Annotated in this window: 13 protein-coding genes; 9 read left to right on the forward strand and 4 right to left on the reverse strand. The window is 42.1% G+C overall.

The window, feature by feature from the left end; all coding sequences use genetic code 11:
- Positions 1-300: 300 nt before the first annotated feature.
- On the reverse strand, positions 301-2,424 hold the full coding sequence (locus tag CWC28_RS20680; RefSeq protein ID WP_138625703.1) for a TonB-dependent siderophore receptor: 2,124 nt from the start codon (positions 2,422-2,424) through the stop codon (positions 301-303).
- Between the two features lie 193 nt (positions 2,425-2,617).
- On the reverse strand, positions 2,618-3,784 hold the full coding sequence (locus CWC28_RS20685) for a DcaP family trimeric outer membrane transporter (RefSeq protein ID WP_063703250.1): 1,167 nt from the start codon (positions 3,782-3,784) through the stop codon (positions 2,618-2,620).
- Between the two features lie 282 nt (positions 3,785-4,066).
- Between CWC28_RS20685 and acs the strand changes: the two genes are divergently transcribed.
- Complete coding sequence (acs, locus tag CWC28_RS20690; protein WP_063703251.1) at positions 4,067-6,007, forward strand: acetate--CoA ligase; 1,941 nt, start codon at positions 4,067-4,069, stop codon at positions 6,005-6,007.
- A gap of 96 nt (positions 6,008-6,103) precedes the next feature.
- Positions 6,104-6,754 carry a response regulator transcription factor gene (locus CWC28_RS20695; RefSeq protein ID WP_054551155.1) on the forward strand — a complete coding sequence of 217 codons (651 nt, stop codon included), beginning with the start codon at positions 6,104-6,106 and terminating at the stop codon, positions 6,752-6,754.
- Between the two features lie 52 nt (positions 6,755-6,806).
- Here CWC28_RS20695 and purU read toward each other — a convergent pair whose 3' ends face one another.
- Positions 6,807-7,637: a formyltetrahydrofolate deformylase gene (purU, locus tag CWC28_RS20700; protein ID WP_105174841.1), complete on the reverse strand. Its 831-nt coding sequence runs from the start codon at positions 7,635-7,637 to the stop codon at positions 6,807-6,809.
- A 340-nt stretch (positions 7,638-7,977) separates the two neighbouring features.
- Here purU and CWC28_RS20705 point away from each other — a divergent pair, with 340 nt between their 5' ends.
- Complete coding sequence (locus CWC28_RS20705; RefSeq protein ID WP_105174840.1) at positions 7,978-9,339, forward strand: hypothetical protein; 1,362 nt, start codon at positions 7,978-7,980, stop codon at positions 9,337-9,339.
- 106 nt (positions 9,340-9,445) lie between these two features.
- Positions 9,446-12,049 carry a DUF2339 domain-containing protein gene (locus CWC28_RS20710; RefSeq protein ID WP_138625704.1) on the forward strand — a complete coding sequence of 868 codons (2,604 nt, stop codon included), beginning with the start codon at positions 9,446-9,448 and terminating at the stop codon, positions 12,047-12,049.
- A 9-nt stretch (positions 12,050-12,058) separates the two neighbouring features.
- Here the strand turns inward: CWC28_RS20710 and CWC28_RS20715 are convergent, their stop codons facing one another.
- Complete coding sequence (locus tag CWC28_RS20715) at positions 12,059-15,499, reverse strand: PAS domain-containing hybrid sensor histidine kinase/response regulator (protein ID WP_138625705.1); 3,441 nt, start codon at positions 15,497-15,499, stop codon at positions 12,059-12,061.
- A gap of 387 nt (positions 15,500-15,886) precedes the next feature.
- Here CWC28_RS20715 and CWC28_RS20720 point away from each other — a divergent pair, with 387 nt between their 5' ends.
- The 5 genes from CWC28_RS20720 to CWC28_RS20740 all read left to right on the forward strand — a co-directional run bounded on the left by CWC28_RS20720 (position 15,887) and on the right by CWC28_RS20740 (position 20,933).
- Positions 15,887-16,150: a DUF4212 domain-containing protein gene (locus tag CWC28_RS20720; RefSeq protein ID WP_054551160.1), complete on the forward strand. Its 264-nt coding sequence runs from the start codon at positions 15,887-15,889 to the stop codon at positions 16,148-16,150.
- A gap of 10 nt (positions 16,151-16,160) precedes the next feature.
- A complete protein-coding gene (locus CWC28_RS20725; RefSeq protein ID WP_063703256.1) occupies positions 16,161-17,885 on the forward strand; it encodes a sodium:solute symporter family protein in 1,725 nt (574 codons plus the stop codon).
- Positions 17,886-18,004: 119 nt separating this feature from the next.
- The gene (locus CWC28_RS20730) at positions 18,005-19,843 is read left to right on the forward strand and encodes a DUF294 nucleotidyltransferase-like domain-containing protein (RefSeq protein ID WP_063703533.1); all 1,839 of its coding nucleotides are present in this window, start codon (positions 18,005-18,007) and stop codon (positions 19,841-19,843) included.
- An 8-nt stretch (positions 19,844-19,851) separates the two neighbouring features.
- Positions 19,852-20,475, forward strand: a complete 624-nt coding sequence (locus CWC28_RS20735; RefSeq protein WP_054560884.1) for a 3'-5' exonuclease — start codon at positions 19,852-19,854, stop codon at positions 20,473-20,475.
- Positions 20,472-20,933 carry a methyltransferase family protein gene (locus CWC28_RS20740; protein WP_063703257.1) on the forward strand — a complete coding sequence of 154 codons (462 nt, stop codon included), beginning with the start codon at positions 20,472-20,474 and terminating at the stop codon, positions 20,931-20,933. The genes CWC28_RS20735 and CWC28_RS20740 overlap by 4 nt, the downstream gene beginning before the upstream one ends.
- The last annotated feature ends 156 nt before the right edge of the window (positions 20,934-21,089 follow it).

Genomic DNA, 21,089 nt, shown 5'->3' on the forward strand with positions numbered 1-21,089 from the left:
GTTAGAGAGGGGAAAGTTAGAAAGGGTAAAGTTAGCAAGAGTAAAGTTAGCAAGAGTAAAGCGTTTTGAAGCGGGACAAACTGCCGTTACAGGATCAGGCAGTAGTTTGTAGCAGCGATTTTATATCGCGTTTAATCACTACATTGTTGGCGGTATTCAATGGTTTCGTGTCGATTAAAGCTGTCAGAATACTCGATAGTGCCTGTAACTTTACTCTTGCAACTCTTTCATGAAAAAGCCGCATATGATGCGGCTTTTCATGTACTTAAAGCTTAAAACTTTCAGCTTCTAGCTCAAAGCTTACAGCTGCCAGTTGAAAGACACTGAGTAGTTACGTGGTGCGCCGTAATAACCTTGTGCCCAGAAAAGGCTGTGGATGTATTTTTCGTTGGTCACGTTATTAACGTTCAAGTTAACGCTCATATTGTCATTAATATCGTAGGTTGCCATTAGGTTTAATAGGCCGTAAGCATCTTGCGTAGTAGTGATAAGTGCAGCATTTGTTGCCGCATCACGCACTTGTACGCGTTTTGTATCGTCTTGCCAACGATAGTTTAAGCCAAAGGTTAAACCATCAATCTCAGGCACTTTATGAGTGACAGCAAGTTTGAACTGGTTTTCAGGCGTGTAGTCTTTTACTAATTCATCACCATCAATGTTTAGGTTGCTGTAGCTAAAGCTCGCACTTAGCGTTTCGTTGATTTGACCACTAAGCTCTACTTCAATACCGTCGCTGTTAATGCCATCTGCGCCATAGTAACGAGTGTCATCAGGTAATGAATCAGGAATGGCAATCGCAAGGCCTACTTGTTTAGCGTCAAAATAAGCAACAGTGACAAATAAATTGTCATCAAGTAACTGCGCTTTTACACCAATTTCACTGCTTTTACCTGTGATTGGGTCTAAGTAATCGCCATTGATGTCACGCTCTGTTTGTGGAACAAAGGTTTCTGTATAGCTTGCGTAAGTTGATAAGCTTTCGTTGATATCATACACAGCACCGAAGTAAGGCACGGTTTGGTCAGTGTCTTTGTCTTTTGCTACGCCGTAAGAGGCCCCTTCAGTTTCCCAATTTACTTGGCTCACACCCGCTAAAACACTGAATGAGTCAGTTGCACGGATACGTGTTGAAATATACGCTGAGCGTTGACGGCTGGTGATATCAGCACCTGTTAAACCATCGGTAAGTGTTGGCACTGGCGCAACACCATCCCAACCACCTAGCTCTGGCATTGCAGGGAAACCATTGCCTGTAGTGTAGTCATACAATGATTTATCTTTGTTATCCATATCTGCTTGGTTTACACCAAACGACAGATCATGTTCCATACCAAATAAATCAAATTTACCCGTTGCGTAAATATCTAAAATATCGTGCTTATCTTTGTGGTCATATTCACTCGCATAACCCGTTAAGCCAAGACCTGTTTCTCTATCAGGTGTACCATAAACATAGAAAAGCTCTGAGTCTTGCTCATTTTCTAGGTGTGCGTAGCTGGCTTTTAAGAACCAAGTATTGGTAATTGCTTGCTCAATTGATAAGAACAACTGCTCAGTTGTATTATTCCAATAAGACCAATCAGACGCAGTGCTGGTTGAAGCATCAAAGTTTGTTGCTGAACCATCGCTGTAATAAAGCGGTAAGGCACCCCAAAGTGGGCTGTCAGCATCTTTCTTTTGATTTACGTAGTTTGCAGTGACTACTGTGCTGTCAGTTAGCTGACCTTCGTAGGCTAGGTAATAAATTGTTTTATCTTGCTCGTAACGGTCAAGGTATGACTCGGTTTTGTGCTTGGTGAATACAGCACGTACAGCGTGGTTTTCGTTGATAGCAGTTGAAGCGTCAAGCTCTAAACGCTTGTTGTCCCAAGAGCCATACGATACAGACGCATTAACTTGTGTTTGGTAAGTAGGGCGTTTTAGAACCATATTCACGGTTGCTGATGGATTACCCGCACCTGTCATTAACCCATTGGCACCACGTACAATTTCAACACTATCAAAAATAGACGTATCAAGAGTACCTTGGATTGAACCGTTATCTTGTGGCATGCCCATGCCATTAACTTGGAAGTTGGTGATCTCAAACCCGCGAGCTTTAAAATAAGTACGGTCAGTTTCGATTTGCTCAACCGTCACACCCGGTGTGCTTTCTAACACAGCATTAAGGTTATCGAGTGAAAAGTCATCCATTAATGCACGTGAAACAACAGAGATTGACTGTGGTGTTTCTTTAATGGTTAGCCCTAATTTGGTCGCTGATTGTGCTTCTTCTGTGATGTAGTTTTTATGATGCTGGCCATACACGGCAATTTTTTCAATTGCTTGTTCTTCTTTTTGTTGTTCTGCAAAAGCGTGGCCACTTAAAAGTGCTGAGGTCACTAGGCTTAATTGAGATAAGCGCAAAAATGTTGTTGATGACATGCAAAGTTCCAATTAGTTCAATGAATAGTGAAATTAATGCGTAATTTAATCTAAATGAAAATAATTTGCAATTAGACTTTTCTGTTTTAGTGAATTATGGTTTGCAAAAAGCTAAAAGGGGATCACTGTAAATAAAAAGCAGAAATAAAAAAAGCGGCCGAAGCCGCTTCAGGAAGTAAAATAAGCTTAAATCTTAAAATACGTATTTTGCAGAGAACTGCAGACGATCCATATCGCCATCAGTACCACTTTCAAGCTCACGCTCCGCATGTTTAAATTCAACACCAAAGGTTAGCTTTTTAACAGGTGAGTATAAAAGGTTCGCACTGTAGCTTTGGCTCGTTTTAGTTGGGTCGCCAGATACAGCAAGTAAGTCTGTGTTGTTATCAGCTGAGAAGAATGAATAAAGGAAAGTTGAACGCCATTGGCTGTTCCAGTTTTGTTGATAAGCAATGAAACCCGATGTTGAATCAATCGCGTCTAAATCATCACCGTCAAGCACAGCACCATTTGCTACGTTTAAACCAATGTAACGGCCTAGACCTGAGCCTTGGGTTAGCATGAATTTTAAGTTGTTTTGACCAAAATTAACTTTACCAGATGCACTGATACCGAACGATGATGTATCTGCATCAATGCCATTTTGTTTGTAAGTTAATTGACGAGCAAGACCGGTAAATACTAATTCACCCCAATCAGCTTTGTGCGCATAACGTGCTGTAAAGTCAGGCATTGATGCATCATCAGTGGCAACACGTGCACCGCCTACTGTAACAGTGCTCTCAGGGTTTTCTAAAGAGAATGACCAGTTACCTGTAGTGTAGCGTGCCTGTGCTTGACGCACGAACACAGTACCTTCAGCAGGACCAACGAAATCAAGTGTTTCTGGCAATGCACCAACGTTTTGGAAGTTTGACCATGCTTGACCAAATAGCCAACCATCATAAGTTACAAATGCTTGGCGAATACGTGGTGCGTAAGAGTTACTGACACGTTCGTTACCGCCTGGTGCTGAAGCAATAAAGTCGATTTCGATTTTGGTATTAATCGTTTTGCCATCATCTAGCTTAGTTGCTGTGCCAAGGCTAAAGCGAGATTGGCGTGCATGCATGTCGAATACTGCATCGCTGTCACTGTCTGCGCCTACCGGTGTTGTACCAGGGACATAGAAGTCACGGCCAATGCTACCACCAGCTGGTACGCCAGCAGAGTAATCACTCCACATGGCATCAAGTTTTACATAGCCACCATAAGAAACGTCTGTGTTGCCAATGGTTGCAGCGTTAGCGGTACCTGCAAGTGCACATAAAACAGCTGAAGCTGTCAGTGTTTTTAATGCGGTTACTTTTGTTGTTGTCATAATGTGTATTCCTGTCGAAGCTACTTGTTGATTGCATTAATGTTGTTGTATCACTGTTGTTTAAGAAATGACTTCTCTCAATTATCTATTGGTCTATTAGACTAAGGTGGTAAGTGGTTCAAAATCGCTTACCGGCGTACATTGGACTAGATTATAGAAGGCGATTTAGAAGTTTTTTGTGAAATGACAAGATATACAACTAAGGTCTAATACTTTCAGGGGCTTTGCTGAGTGATCCTTGAAGCAGGCCGTAGGCAAGTAATTAAAATGGAGACGACAACAATGTCAGAAAGTATCTATCCAGTACCAGCGCATATCAAGAATGCAGCATTAGTTGATAACGATAAATATAATACACTGTATAAGCAATCTATTGATGACCCTGAAGGATTTTGGCGAGAGCACGGTAAACGCCTTGATTGGTCAACTCCTTATAATAAAGTAAAGAACACCTCATTCGACAAAGGCCACATCAGCATTCGCTGGTATGAAGACGGCCAACTTAACGCATCTTATAACTGTATTGACCGCCACCTTGCCACTAAAGCCGATAAAACAGCCCTCATTTGGGAAGGCGATAACCCTGAACACAGCGAAAATATCAGCTACCAACAGCTTCACGACGAAGTCGCAAAATTAGCCAATGGCCTTAAAAAGTTAGGCGTATCAAAAGGTGATCGCGTTGCTATTTATATGCCTATGACACCGCAAGCTATTTACGCTATGCAAGCGTGTGCGCGTATTGGTGCGATTCACTCTGTGGTATTTGGTGGTTTCTCTCCATCAGCGATTGCTGACCGAATTAATGACTCTGGCGCTAAAGTGGTGATTACATCAGACGAAGGTCGTCGTGCTGGTAACTGCGTACCACTGAAAGCAAATGTTGATGAAGCGGTATCACAAGACTCAGTAACCACCGTTGAGCACGTTATTGTTCATCAACTAACAGGTGGTGAAATTGAATGGAATAGCCATGATATTTGGTGGCATGAGCTTGTAGCTGACTTACCAGCTGAGTGTGAGCCAGAGCCAATGAATGCAGAAGATCCGCTTTTCATTCTTTACACTTCAGGCTCAACGGGTCAACCAAAAGGGGTGGTTCATACTACTGGTGGTTACCTCGTTTATGCATCGATGACACATGAATATGTGTTTGATCTTAAAGAAGACGATATTTTCTGGTGTAGTGCCGATGTGGGCTGGATCACAGGTCACAGCTACATTGCTTACGGTCCATTAGTGAATGGCTGCACGCAAGTGGTTTTTGAAGGTGTGCCAACTTACCCAACGGCGGGCCGTATGGGTGAAGTGATTGATAAACATAACGTGACTATCCTTTATACAGCACCAACAGCTATTCGTGCATTAATGGCGAAAGGCGATGAGCCAACAGCGACTTCAACACGAAATAGTTTACGTATCATGGGTTCTGTAGGTGAGCCGATTAACCCTGAAGCGTGGGCATGGTATTACGAGCACATCGGTAATGAAAACTGTCCAATCGTAGATACGTGGTGGCAAACAGAAACTGGTGGCATCATGATCACACCATTACCAGGTGCGACAGATATGAAACCAGGTTCGGCAACTCGTCCATTCTTTGGTATTGCACCAGCCTTATTTGATGCTGAAGGTAATACACTCGAAGGCGCGGTTGACGGTAACCTTGTTATTCTAGATAGCTGGCCATCACAAGCTCGTACAGTGTATGGCGACCATGAGCGTTTTGAACAAACCTATTTCTCAGCATACCCAGGTGTGTACTTCACAGGTGATGGTTGTCGCCGTGATGAAGATGGCTACTACTGGATCACAGGCCGTGTAGATGACGTACTAAATGTATCAGGTCACCGCCTAGGTACTGCCGAAATCGAAAGTGCATTGGTTGCTCACGAAGCAGTAGCAGAAGCGGCTGTAGTGGGTTACCCGCATGATATTAAAGGTCAGGGCATCTATGTTTACATCACTCCAAATGAGGGTGTTGTAGTAAGCGATGAACTAACCAAAGAGGTCCGTAACTGGGTTCGTAAAGAGTTAAGCCCAATTGCATCACCAGATATGATCCAATGGTCTCCAGGTTTACCGAAAACTCGTTCTGGTAAGATCATGCGTCGAATTTTACGTAAAATTGCGGCAAATGAGCACCAACAGCTTGGTGATACCTCTACACTAGCCGATCCAAGCGTTGTTGATGAGCTAATCGAAAACCGATTAAATCGTTAAAATCGCGTTAAAAACTTGATTAGAAGTTGATTCTAAACGTAGTATATCGGCTGTCACTTAGAAATAGGTGTCAGCCGAATTTATTAGGAGTGAACCATGAGTCAGTTTTTAATAGCGGACGATCATCCGTTATTTCGTGAAGCACTGAAAGGGGCATTGAGTGCTAAGTTCGCTGATTTAGAAGTGTTTGAATCGGAAAACTTTGATACCACTTTGCAGGTGCTGAGCGAGCAAGAAGATCTTGATATCTTACTACTAGACCTTCACATGCCAGGCAATGGCGATTTATACGGCCTTATTCGCATTCGCGAAGACTATCCAAGCTTACCAATAGCTGTTGTTTCTGGCAGCGAAGACATCAATGTAGTTTCTAAAGTAATGGGTTATGGTGCGATGGGATTTATTCCTAAATCATCTTCATCAGATGATATTGCGCTGGCAATCAACCACATACTTGAAGGCGATGTTTGGCTTCCACTTGAACTTAAAGATAAAGTGGCTGCCGTAGATGGCGAAGACAAAGAAATTGCAGCGCAAGTGGCTTCACTGACACCGCAGCAATACAAGGTGTTGCAATACTTGCACGAAGGCTTGTTAAACAAACAGATTGCTTACGAATTACATATTTCTGAAGCAACCGTTAAAGCTCACATTACAGCAATTTTTAGAAAGCTAGGTGTGTATAACCGTACTCAAGCGGTATTAATTGCCTCTAAGTTACAATTAGAGCCTATTGAGTCGGCATAACAAAAGATAATAAAAATAATAAAGAGGCCATTCAGCCTCTTCATTTTATTGCTTAAGCGAACACCACGGTTCGATTTCCATTGATAAACAGTTTATGTTCAGATGCGAGTTGCAACGCTTTGCAGAACACTGTTTTCTCTACATCTTTACCCATTTTTGCCATCATCTCTGCGGTATCCGCATGACTGACATGCGTCACATCTTGTAAAATAATCGGCCCTTCATCAAGCTCATTATTAACAAAGTGAGCGGTCGCGCCAATAATCTTTACACCGCGCTCAAATGCCTGATGGTAAGGCTTTGCACCAATAAAGGCAGGCAAAAATGAATGGTGAATATTAATAATCTTACCTTCAAAGCGCGCCACAAATTCAGGGCTTAAAATACGCATATATTTAGCAAGGCCGATGATATCAGGCTGATAACTGGCAATTAAATCACCGACTTGTTGATCATGCTCCGCACGGCTTAAGCCTTCGTGCGATACCACATGAAATGGCACATCAAAGCCTGCAGCCAGTGGCGCTAAGTCGGCGTAGTTAGCAATTACAGCTAATACTTCGATGTTTAAGGCTTTTTCGAATTGCTTAAGTAATACCCCACCTAAACAGTGCGCTTCTTTGGTAGCAAGTAATACCACTTTCGTTTTTTCGCTGCTGTGCAGGGCAAGCTCTGCGCCATCAGGAAGTAGCTCAGCAAGGCTTGGTAAAAAGTCCTCTGATATAACGCCGCTTAACTCTGTACGCATAAAAAAGCGTTTAGCGTCTTTATCTACAAATTCGTTATTACGTGTGATATTTAAATTATGCTGATGACAAAGGCCGGTGATCTTGGCAATTAGACCAACATCATCATCGCATTGTGTGGTTAAAATCGTGTTCATAGTCCTCATTCTAATCCCGTTTGTGTGAACACCATTATTTGCTAATTTTTTTGTGCTGCATAGCGCAAATTTAACTATCTAATAATTTATCTGATTTGATTGTATAAGCGCCTAAAATGTAATCATTATTTACTTTTCGTGTAAAAGTAAACTGCTTTCACTATAAATGTGATTTTCTGTCCATAATTATGATTAATTGAGTGCTTTTCTACATCATTTTCTACACTTTTTAACTTTATCGTAAGCAACTGTAAGTGAAGGTAATAGTTTGTAAAACATAGAATTTTTTCGCACTATTCGAGTCAGAATGGGGTATTACAAACAATAAGGAAAAAATTCCATGAAAAGCACTCTGCTTAAAACAATTGTTGCCTCAAGTTTGCTTTCGGTACTGGCTGCCTGTTCAAGCGACGACAGCAGCAGTAGCAACAGTGGCTATGTGCAACTGTACAATGGCTCTTACAACAGCCCATACACGCGTTTATTTGTTGATGACACTGAACGTTCGGGCGCAGATTTTGGTGATGTATCAACTCGTCATAACTACAGTTCGGGGGAGTATGATTTAAGTTTTGAATATGTTGATGCCAACGATAGCTATATCACTATCGATGAAGAAACCATCAAAATTAAAAATGATCAAACTCAGCTGCTAGTAATGAATGGCGATTTTGCGGAACCAACGTTTACAGAGCTCAGTGTGCCGACGTCAAGCGATGAAGATGAATTCAATGTTGGCTTTTTTAATATCGTTGGTGAAGATAACCTTTACGATGTATACGTTGCTACCGACGACGGTTTATTTGATACCGCTGAGTTATTAATGACTTCGCAATACCTCGTTGAACCAGAATTAGCGACGCTTGAGGAAGGTTATTACACTATTTATATTACCGCTAGCGGTAGCACAGATGTGATTTTTGAATCACCAACCGTGTACTTTAATGATGAAGCAACGTACATGGCGATGATCCGTCCAAGTTATGCAACAGAAGAAGATGGTATTACGCTTGATGTCGTAACGGCTAGTAGCTCTGTAACACAACTGAACCACCAAGACGCGCAAGGTCAGCTGCGTTTTATCAATACTATCGATGAGTACACGCAAACCCAGTTTAAAGTAACCCGAGGCACAACGGCTACTAACACCGAAGTTGTTAGCAACGATAGTTACTCTGAATACATGAGCATGTCGCCAAATAGTTACAGCGTCGCCATGTTAGATGAAGCGGGTGACACGATTGTAGATAACTTCTTAATGACATTAGAACGTGAGCAAAGTGCGGTTGGTCTTTTCTACAATGACAAAGATTACGGCCCTCGTATGATGACCATTGAAGAAAACCTAACTCCAAGCAGCTACAGCCATGCAGTTACTGTGGTTAACTTAATTGATAGCTATGCAGGGCAAGAAATTGACGAGGTTGATGTGTACTTCACCCTCAATGGTGAAACGGTTGAAGATACTAGCAATGTTGTTGAAGGGTTAGATCAATACGACCAACAAGAGCAGGTGGTTGATAATGAAGTTTATACAACCTATGTGGTGTTTGAAGATAACGGCCAACAGATTGTGCTTTTACAACAAAGCGATATGGATTTTACTGAAGAAGGTAACTATATCTTGGTGATTGAACACGATGAAACCACTGATTCAGGTTACAAAATGACCTTAGAGCGCACGGTGACTGAACAGTCTTAACCGGCTAAAACGCAATATCGTTGTTTCTTTACTCTTGCTAAGTGTTTATTGTATAAACAATTAAGGCTTTTTGCTTTTTTGTTTAAAGCGTACACAAGGAGAGGGTATGGATGGCGGTATTGCGTTACTAGTATTACTTGCACTAGTTGTTATAGGTGGCTCAATTGCGGGTATTTTTGCCTTTTTTCAACTCTCTAGTTTAAAGCGAGAAGTGGCAGCTCTTCGAGTAAAACTTAACGCGACATATAGTCATCATCCACAAAAAAATACTGCAAACCAGTTTGATAATTCAAACGACGATCTGACTGACATTGCAAAATCTGAACCAGAGCCTGTATTCATTAGTAAGCCAATTGAGGCAATCACTAAGAAGCCAGAGCTAACAAAACCCAAGCCTGCGACTTTAAATCCGCTAGTCAGCCAACTCGTTACACAAATCAAAGCCAATTGGCTAACTTGGGTAGGAGCAGTTGCCCTTGCCTTTGGCGGTATCTTTTTGGCCCGCTATTCACTGGAGGCAGGCTTATTATCTGAAACCATGCGACTTACGCTTGGCGCTATTTTTGGTTTGAGCTTAATTGTCGCGGCTGAGGTTTTACATCGCAAAGGTATTATTTTTGATGGGTTTAGCAACTATATTCCCGCAGCGCTGGCAAGTGGTGGTTTTATTAGTTGTTTTGCATTGACCTTGCTGGCCTATAGCCATTATGGCTTACTCCAAGCGTTACCTGCATTTAGCATTTTAACCTTAGTTTCTGTAGCAGCAAGCTGGATGGCACTGCGTTTTGGTCCAGTGCTAGCAGTCATTGGCATTATTGGCGCCTACAGCGTGCCGGTTTGGGTTAATACCGGGAGCAATGACTTTATAGCACTGCTAACTTATGTTGCGTTTGTCAGTGTATCAGCTTCGCTAGTTGCGCATTACGTAAAACGGCATTGGTTGTGGTATCTGTTATGGGCGGGTCATTTAGGCTGGTATTACCTAGTTGCGATGAGTGCAGCTAAAAACCTGCACTGGTTTATTAATCTGTATGCTCTATTTAGCATCGTATTGTTAATTGCTATTCCACGCCTTGGGCTGAGTATTAAGCAAATTGAACACCGCCCACATCGCTTCAAAACGCTACTTAAACAACTACCCGACAACCCTTTGTTGATAGCTGTTGTCGTGCCACTTTATCTTTTACTCATGAGCAGTAACCAACTGCTTACTTGGCAGCTTAGTATGTTGTCGTTAGTGGCTTTACTGTTGTTTTTGGTATTAAAAAACAGTGCATGGGATCATTGGCTGATAATAGCTGTCGTCAGTGTGGTGTGTTTGCTCATAGGGCAACACAATGCTGTTGATTATTCTGAGCAACTTTTTGTATTTCGGCAAAACTACGGAGCAGGGCTGTTTTTTATTGCTTTGTTTGCTGGCTATGGGTTTTTATTTGGCCGTAAATACCCTAAACGCTTTGGCTTTACCTTACTCGCTTCACTTTCAGGCTTTGTGATTATTAGTTGCTTATATGTCATCACGCCCGATCATGCCTTAACGACGGCATACCCGGTTTGGTGCTTTGTATTACTCGCACTGTCTGCTTGGTTATTTAAGTTATCAATTAACAGCACGAACCCAATGCGGGTATTTAGTTACTGGCTTGGCGGCAATGCCAATATTAGTTTGGCATTAACCATGCTCCTTGAAGGCAGTAGCTTAACCTTAGCGCTTGCTGCGCAAGTATTGTTGATTAGTTTTTATGTTAATAAACATGCACTCAGCATTCCGACTTGGCCGCTTAAAGGTTTAGTTGGTGCTTTACTTGTTAGGTTAAGTTTTGCCCCTTGGTCAGCTGATTATAGTGATGCGCTGCTGCTCGGTGTGCATTGGAGTTTGGTTGTGTACCCAGTATGCGCTTGCTTATTTTACTTAGCGGCGAGGCACTGGCAGCTGCAATCTGTTCGGGTGTGGCTAGAAGGTGCGGTGCTTCATTGTATTGCTTTATTTATTACCACAGAGACGAGCTATCAGTTGGTGGGGCGCTACCCTGATTTTGAGAGCTTGTCTGTGTATGAGCATATTTTATTAACCTGTAGCTGGGGCATCTTGGGTTGTGTTTATTTACTGCGTTCACGCTTTACTGCGCAATTAGCTAAGCTCTATCAAGTAGCAGGTTTTGCGTTATTAACATTGAGTGGCTTGTTAGTGCTGAAAAGCTTTACCGCAGTAAATCCGTTTTTTGAGCCGATAAATATAGGCAGTTGGCCGATTATTAACTGGCTATTATTACTTTGGTTAGTCCCTGCCTGTATTGCAATTTGGGCAAGCCGACTAACTCAATCTCAGCACTATTTACAAAAGCTGTTTACAGCTCTTGCGGGTGTGATGAGTGTTTTATATATCAATGCGGAAATTCGCCATAACTGGCAAGGCGAGTTTATAAATATTGCTTTGCCAACCTCAGATGCCGAGCTTTACAGTTATTCTTTAGTTTGGCTTGTTATCGGTGCCTTGGTGGTTGTGGCGGGGCAGTTAAGAGCTATTACGGTATTACAAAAGCTCGGCCTTGGCTTATTGGCGCTGGTGGTGTTAAAAGTGTTTTTGATTGATATGGCAAACTTAACTGGATTACTTCGAGCTATTTCGTTTATCGGCTTAGGCTTGTCGTTAGTGGCACTTAGCTGGTTGTTCCAAAAATTTAAGGCAAAGCCTACTGCTTTGCCTTAAGTGGTATTGTTAAGCACTGTGATTAAGCAGTGCTTTGAGTTTTGCGGGCTTAACGGGTTTACTAAGGTAATGAATTTGCTCAGCTTTGGTTTGTTGTTTTAACGCTTCATCACGCACCGCTGTGATTAAAATCGCAGGCACAGGGCTTTGCCAAATTTCTCTTAGGGTTTTAATAAGCGTTATCCCATCGCAATCATGACCCAACTGATAATCCATTAAGATCACATCGGGCGCTCGGTGCTCTTTGGCATAGGCCATCACGGTTTCAACTTGATCAAAGAGTTGATAATTTGCCTGCCATTTTTGCAATAGGCTTGCCATGGCATTAAGGTTTTCAGGGTCATCATCCACCGCAATAATATTCATCGCACTGCGGTTCTCAACACCTTTTTTAGGCGCCTCTTTTTGTTGAATAAACTGGCTTTCACCATAAGGTACTTCAATACTAAAGCGGCTACCTTTGCCAGGCGTTGAGCTTACATCTAAACGTAAAGAGAGTAAGTCGGCCATTCGTTTTACAACTCCTAAGCCAAGACCCACCCCTTTGTTATCATCGGCTTCAATACGATAAAAGTCATTAAAGATTTTCGCTTGCTCTACTTCTGTAATGCCAGGGCCTGTGTCCCATACTTCAATTCGTAAATGGTGTTTGCGTTTGCGACAAGCAATTAAAACTCGGCCACTATCGGTGTATTTAACCGCATTTGACACTAAGTTTTGAATAATTCGTCGTAAGTAAGTGATATCACTGTGAACAATAATTCCTTTTGAACGCACCGTCAGTTTTAAGCCTTTTTCGCTCGACATAATGGCGTATTCATTTTTCAGCGGGGCAAGTATGTCATCAATACTAAAGTGGCGTGGAGTAGGGGTCATTGCCCCTTGCTCAAGCTTGGCAATTTCTAACAGCGCCGACATCAAATGGACTGTCGAATCTAAACTTGCGCCAAGCTTTTCAAAGTTATTTAAGTTGTTGCTCGATAGGGTTTTATCATCAATGGCTGCAAGGTACAGACGCGCCGCATTCAGCGGTTGTAAAATATCGTGGCTAGCTAAGGCTAAAAATCGTGTTTTACTGTCATTAGCTTGTTCTGCCTCTTTTTTAGCTAAAGTAAGTGCTTGCTCAGTTTGTACTCGGCTATCGATTTGTGCTTGTAAATCTTTATTGATAGTACGGATTTCTTGAGTACGCGCTTCAATACGGTTTTCAAGGTCCATGTTTACTTCTTCAAGCGCATTTTGCGTTTCGATATGCACAGTAATGTCAGAGAAACTTGTTACAAAGCCGCCATCTGGCAGTGGGTTACCAATCATTTCGAAAACTTGGCCATTACGGCGGTGGCGAATAAAGTGATGGGGCGTGCCGTTTTTAAGATGCTGTACACGCTTCTCTACATGGCGCTCAACTTCACCGGGACCACATTCACCACGCTCGGCATTGTACCTAAGCACATCTTCAATTGGTTGGCCTACTTCAAGAAAGTCATCTGGGTAGGCAAACATCTCTGCGTAGCGCTTATTCCACGCCACTAAATTAAGCTCTTTATCTACAACTGAAATACCATGACTGAGGTTTTCAAGAGATGTAAATAGTAAGTTTTGATTGAATTGCAGGGCTTGCGTGGTTTCATCAAAAAAGTTAACCACTTCTTCAAAGGCCATGCGTTTACCAGAGGCAACCGTGTGGATCAGCGCTTGTGCTGAAGAGGCACCAAGCACACCGGTTAAGGCGCGTTCACAATAAGCGATAAACTCAGGTTCAGGATGCGCGTTGTTGTCATCTAAGTTATGCGACAACGCAAAGTGAGCCAGCACCTGTTGCGAGCGTTGCACGCCTAAGAAGGTTTGCAGCAGCACTTTAAAATCGTAAACGGTGGCTTTAACGTTTTTATTTAAGCGTCTGGCGAATACGGCTTGCTCTTTTGGGTTTACAAAGGCTGCAGCTTGAATTTTATCAATTAAACGCTCATCTGCACCGAGCGAAAAGCTAATGTAACAACCAATATTGGCAAACAAGGCGATTAGAGTGCCACGAGTAATAAGTGTTTGTTGTAGCTCTGCGTTTAAGGTATTGCCCGCATCTAAAATAGGCAGCATTAAGAATAAAACCCAGCAAATAAAGCCTGCTAATAATCCGGCATAAACCCCATAAGCATGGCCTTTTCGCCAATATAGGCCACCGACAATGGCAGGAAGTAATTGCGATACCAAAGAAAAGGCCACTAAACCCATACTAGCCAATGCTTTACCATGACCAAACCATTGCTGGTAGAAATACGACAAAATCAAAATGCCGGCAATTGTGAAGCGTCTTACTAACAGGATTTGCGACTTATAGCTGCTAGTGATGAGATTACGTTTAAACTTACGACGCAGCATTAGCGGCAATACTACATCGTTTGAGATCATGGTGCTGAGCGTGAGTGTGGCTACAACAATCATCGCTGTAGCCGCAGATAGACCCCCGATAAATACAAAGGTCGTTAAAAAGGCGTTTTCGTGCATCAGTGGTAGGGCTAATACAAAGCTATCTGGTGAGAAGCCACTGCCAATGCCAGGGTGTATAGCTGCCGTTGCAATAGGGAAAATCATTGCAGCAGTCAGTAACAAATACAGGGGGAATGCCCAGCGAGCGGTATAAAGATGGCGTTTATCTTGGTTATCGACCACAGTTACGTGGAACTGCCTTGGCAAACAGATAATCGCCGCTGCGGCCATTAATGACTGGCCGATAAAGTTAAAGCTAAAAAAGTCGAAGTTATGCCAGTGCTGCCAAATAGAGCCCGTAAGCTGCTCGGTTTGCACCGTACTTAAATTAAATAATGTGTATAAAGCAAGTCCAGCAACGGCCACCAATGCCAGTAATTTCACCATAGATTCAAAAGCGACAGCCAGCATGAGTCCTGAGCGATATTCAGTTACATCGACTTTACGCGTACCAAAAAATATCGCAAACATTGCCATGATAAGTGTTGCTGAAAGGGCCAGCATAGACCCCGAAATACGATCGTCGTTTTGTAATAATAAGAAGCTGCCACTCAGTGCTTTTAATTGCAGAGCGATATAAGGGATCGTCGCTAATAAAGCGATAATGGTTACCATAATCGCGGTGGTTTGCCGTTTACCATAGCGAGCTGAAATAAAGTCGGCGATAGTGGTGATATTCTGCTTTTTACTGACCAGTACTAATTTACGTAAAAACCCTTGGCCAAAGAAAAATAGCAGCGCAGGGCCAATTAAAATAGGTAAGTAATTCCAACTGCTGGTGGCTGCTGTACCAACTGAACCGTAGTAAGTCCAAGACGTACAGTAAATCCCTAATGAAAAAGAATAAACAAATGGGTGGTGACTAATTCTTTTTGCAAGAGGAGTGGTTTTGTCTCCCCAATTTGCCAACCAAAACAACACGCCAATATAGGCGAGTGCAACAAATAAAAGCGCAGCTGTCATGTTTAAATTCAGTAATTATTGTAATAACACTACCTTACCAGAATTATGTGCGATTTCGATGGCTAGATTTTTTGCAATAAAAATTAATAAATAGCAAGTTATTGATATTTAAAAGATAGTGGTGTTTTGTTCGCTGTTATTAGACTAATGTCGCAGATCATTCGTTTTTACTATTTTCGCTATTTCGCAAATTTATCTTTATAGGTTAAGTTGTTGTTAATTATTGTTTTTTACCATTCATTAACAAATGGTGTTTTGCAGTTTACGTAAACGTAAACTAGCTGTTACGACTATGGTCTCAATTCCATAAATCAGAACCCTTGCTAACTTAGTTAATGACAACTAATACCACTCATTACTTTTTTGTAATGCATAAGGGGATAAAAAATGGCTTTTAAAGATGAAGAACAAGCAAAAGCTTATTGGGCGGAAAACCTCGCACTGCTATTTAAATTATTAGCAATTTGGTTTGTCGTGTCATTTGGCTTCGGCATTTTACTAGTAGACGTACTTAACGAGATACGTTTCTTTGGGTTTAAACTAGGCTTCTGGTTCTCCCAGCAAGGCGCTATTTACACCTTTGTTGCTTTGATTTTTGTTTACGTTTTCAAAATGAATACGTTAGATAAAAAATATGGCGTAGACGAATAGGAGCTAAGCAATGGATGTTCAAACACTCACGTTTATTATCGTCGGTTTAAGCTTCGCGCTTTATATCGGCATCGCAATCTGGGCTCGTGCTGGGTCAACTAATGAATTCTATGTTGCAGGGGGCGGTGTACCGCCGCTAGCAAATGGTATGGCAACCGCTGCTGACTGGATGAGTGCGGCATCGTTTATCTCAATGGCGGGTATTATCTCGTTTGCGGGTTATGACGGTGGTGTATATCTAATGGGTTGGACAGGTGGTTATGTACTACTTGCACTTTGTTTAGCTCCTTACCTACGTAAGTTTGGTAAGTTCACGGTGCCAGATTTCATTGGTGACCGTTATTACTCACAAGCTGCACGTGTTGTTGCAATTTTATGTGCTATCTTTATCTGTTTCACATACATCGCAGGTCAAATGCGTGGTGTAGGCGTGGTTTTCTCTCGCTTCTTAGAAGTAGATATTGAGACCGGTGTTTACATTGGTATGGTGATTGTATTCTTCTACGCGGTATTAGGCGGTATGAAGGGGATTACATATACGCAAGTAGCTCAGTACTGTGTACTCGTATTTGCTTACCTTGTTCCAGCAATCTTCATTTCAATGATGATGACAGGTCACTTCTTCCCACAAACAGGTTTTGGGGCAACCCTTAGCGATGGCTCAGGACAGTTTGTACTCGATAAACTAGATGGACTCAGTACCGAGCTTGGCTTTGCGCAATACACCGAAGGCTCGAAGAGCATGATTGATGTATTCGCAATCACCGGCGCGCTAATGGTTGGTACTGCAGGTTTACCACACGTAATCGTTCGTTTCTTCACTGTTCCTCGTGTTAAAGACACACGTATCTCAGCTGCATGGACACTTGTTTTCATTGCAATCGTTTATACAACAGCACCTGCTGTAGCGTCATTCGCTCGTGTAAACATGATTGATACAATTAACGGTAAAGACGGTAGCGGTACAGAGTACGCTGAAGCACCAGCATGGGTTAAAAACTGGGAAAGAACAGGCCTAATCACCTTTAACGATAAAAATGGTGACGGCAAAATGTTCTACTCAGCAGGTAAGATTGATGATCCAAACAGCGCAAACGAAGTTAAAGTTGACCGCGACATCATGGTACTTGCTAACCCTGAGATTGCAGACTTACCAGCATGGGTTGTAGCATTGGTTGCAGCAGGTGGTATCGCAGCAGCGCTATCAACTACAGCAGGCTTACTATTGGTAATCTCAACCTCGGTATCGCACGATTTATTAAAACGTACATTAAAACCAGATATTAGCGATAAACAAGAGCTACTTGCTGCGCGCTTAGCAGCGATGATAGCGATTGTGATTTCAGCTTACTTTGGTATTAACCCGCCAGGGTTCGTGGCCTCGGTTGTTGCCTTTGCCTTCGGCTTAGCAGCGGCGAGCTTCTTCCCAGCCATCATTATGGGTATCTTCTCTAAGAAGATGAATAAAGAAGGTGCGATTGCGGGTATGGTGACAGGTATTACATTTACAGCGGCTTATATTATCTACTTCAAGTTCGTAAGCCCTGAATTAAATGCACCGGCACACTGGTTATTTGGTATCTCACCTGAGGGTATCGGTCTAGTTGGTATGATTGTTAACTTTGTAGTTGCAGGTATCGTACTGAAACTAACAGCTGAAACACCAGTTGAAATCCAAGAAATGGTTGAAGGTATCCGTAACCCTAAAGGTTCGAGCGCAGCACACGCGCACTAATAAAACCATTTAATGAGAACACACTCTTGAAGTTCAAAAGCCCGACTTAAGTCGGGCTTTTTATTTATTTCAAACAGGGGTAGTGTAGATATTGTCTCTATTTTATAGCGAGAATGACCATGAATACCGAGCAACAGGAAGTCGCCCAATTTGTGATGCAACAAACGCCATTTAATCAGCTCGAAGGTGCTGCTAGTGAGTATTTTGTAAACCATCTCGATATTATTTATCTGACCCGTGAGAATCAAAATCAGTGGTTAAGTTCAGATAATCTAAGATTATTTTTAATTCGCTCTGGCGATTATGATTTGGTCGACCCAAAAGGCGATGTGATCACTAAGTTATCAAGTGGCGATTACTTTGGTTTTCCTTCACTGTTAACCGGCGAAGCAATTCAAAATAGCATTTCAGTGCAAAAGGAAGGCATTGTGTACATGCTAAACCAAGCGGCATTTGATTACTTACGCCGTGAGTATAAAGTGTTTGAGCAGTACTTTGTTCGCGCCCATAAAAACCGTTTATTGTCGTCTCATTATAAAAGTCAAAACGACAGTTGGTCGGAGAAAAAAATTTGCGAATTGATGAATCGCAAAGCCGTCACCTTGGCACCAGATGCAAGTATTCGTCAAACCGCTAAAAAAATGAAACAGCATGGTGTTTCGTCGATTATGTTAACGGAACATGATCGCCTCGTTGGGGTTGTCACCGACAGAGACTTACGCAACCGCGTATTGGCTGATGAGGTTGACCCTCAAGAGTCAGTAAGTAGCATCATGACGTGTAAGCCCAAGTTTATTTTTGAAAATAACCGCGTGTTTTCGGCGCTACACTTAATGCTTAAGCACAATATTCACCATTTACCTGTGCTTGATGAACATCACAAACCCCTAGGTATGCTCACCAGTACTGATTTGCTGCGTCAGCAAAAAAGCGACCCAGTACAATTGATTGGACGAATTTACAAAGCGCACAGCGTGGTTGATTTAAAGCGTTATTCGCAAGAGATACCTGGCTTGTTAAAAGGCTTTTCGAACAATATTGATGACATCTCCTTGATTGGTAAATTATTAAGTGGCTTAACCGATGCACTGACTTCGCGTTTGATCCGTTTGTTTCAAGAAGATAATGGCGCGGCACCAACCAGCTTTAGCTTTATTTGTTTTGGTTCACAAGCACGAGAAGAACAAACGCTGCATTCAGACCAAGATAATGGCCTGTTGCTACCTGATGATTTAACAGACGAACAACATGATTACTTTAAGCGCATGGGCGAGTATGTCTGTGAGCATTTAATTGAGTGCGGTATAAAACGTTGTCCTGGCAATATTATGGCGAGCAATGCAGCGTGTCGAATGGGCATTAATGCTTGGACAGAAAAGTTTCATAAGTGGATCACTTCACCGACACCAGAGGCGATGCTCAATTGTAAGATATTTTTTGATTTACGGTTTATTGAAGGTTCCACAACCTTGTATGCGCGCTTTTGCGAGCAGCTAAAACGCATTTCTAAAAATGACTTATTCTATGCGGCTATGGCGAGCGACATTAAAAATACCCCAGTGCCCATTGGTTTGTTTAATCAATTTAAATTAGAGAAAGACGAAAAGCAGCATAAATACCTCGACTTAAAAAAACGTGGTGTGGTGATCATCAACGACATAGTGCGTTTATATTCCCTCAAAGCGGGTATTCAGCGTGCTAATACGCAAGAGCGTATCGACGCGTTAATGAAGTTTTCGCTACTCAATAAAGATGACCTATATAACTTAAAAGACTGTTGGCGCTTTCTAACTCAACTGCGTTTGGGCACGCAAATTAACGAAGAAGGATTGCCTAGCAACTGTATTAACCCAAATGCGTTGAATTCATTGGAGCGACATCAATTAAAAGAAGCATTTTATTTGGTTAAGCAGGCGCAACAAGCCGCCGCATTTAAGTTTGCTCGCGGTAGTTTATAGGAGAGGGTATGGTTAAACGCTGGTTAAGTCGGTATTTAGCGCGCAAGCAACTCTTGGCAGCCGATGCCTATAAAGAGCGCTACGTAGTGATAGACATGGAATTAACGGGCCTTGATCCTCGCCAGCACGAAATTGTCTCGGTGGCGTGGGTGATGATAGAAGATCAATGCATTAAACTCAGCGGTGCACAGCACTTAATAAATAAAGACGTGCAAAGCTTAGAGCAAAGTCCGATTTATCATGGTATTGCAAAACAAGACATAGATACAGGTGAAAGCCTCGAAACCATTCTTGGCAAGCTGCATCAGCATTTTGGTGAGTGCATTTTAGTGTTTCATAACGCGGCACTTGATTGGGGGTTTTTAAAACAGGCCTGCAGAACACTTGGTTTAGATGCAAAAGCGCGTTTAATTCTTGATACCTTCGTTATTGAAAAAAAACGCTTGCACCAGCAAGGCCACGAAATTGGGCACGATGATTTAACACTTAGCGAATGCCGTAAGCGCTACAACTTACCGCATTATAGCTCGCACCATGCCCTCACTGATGCGATGGCAACGGCCGAGTTATTCTTAGCACAGTGTCATCAAATTAGTCGAGGTAAGGCATTGAAAGTAGGGGAGCTGGTGTGAATCAGTTAGAATTAAAAGTGCCCCCAGTTGTGCTGCTGTTGATCATTGCGTTGATGATGTGGGGCACAGCTGACTTGTTTATGAGTTTTAGCTTCTCGTTTTTTGCATCATCTTTTGTAGCACTACTCATAGCATTTTCAGGTGTGATGTTTGCTTTATTAGGGGTTTATCAATTTCGTAAGCAAGGCACGACCGTTGATCCTCGAATTCCAGAAAAGTCAGCGAGTCTTGTTACAAGTGGTGTTTATCAAATTAGCCGTAACCCAATGTATGTTGGTATGTTACTAATGCTAGTTGGTTGGGGAATTTATCTTGGTAATATTGCGAGTTTTATTATGTTGCCGGTATTTATTCTTTATATGAACCGATTTCAAATTATGCCAGAAGAAACGTTTATGGCAGAGAAGTTTGGGTTAGCATACCTGCAATACCAAAAATCTGTTCGTCGCTGGCTATAAAGGAATAAAGAGGACAGAAGTTGCTATGGCAGTTGCATTAACTTTGCTCTCATATAAAAAAGTGTAAGGTCGATTACCAAAACTGTGTCATCGAGAGTTGTTTAAGTAGTTTTATTTACCTTGCTCTCTTATAAAAATGTGTAAGGTCGATTACCA

The sequence above is a fragment of the Pseudoalteromonas sp. S4492 genome, from assembly GCF_005886115.1.
Taxonomy (GTDB): domain Bacteria; phylum Pseudomonadota; class Gammaproteobacteria; order Enterobacterales; family Alteromonadaceae; genus Pseudoalteromonas; species Pseudoalteromonas gelatinilytica.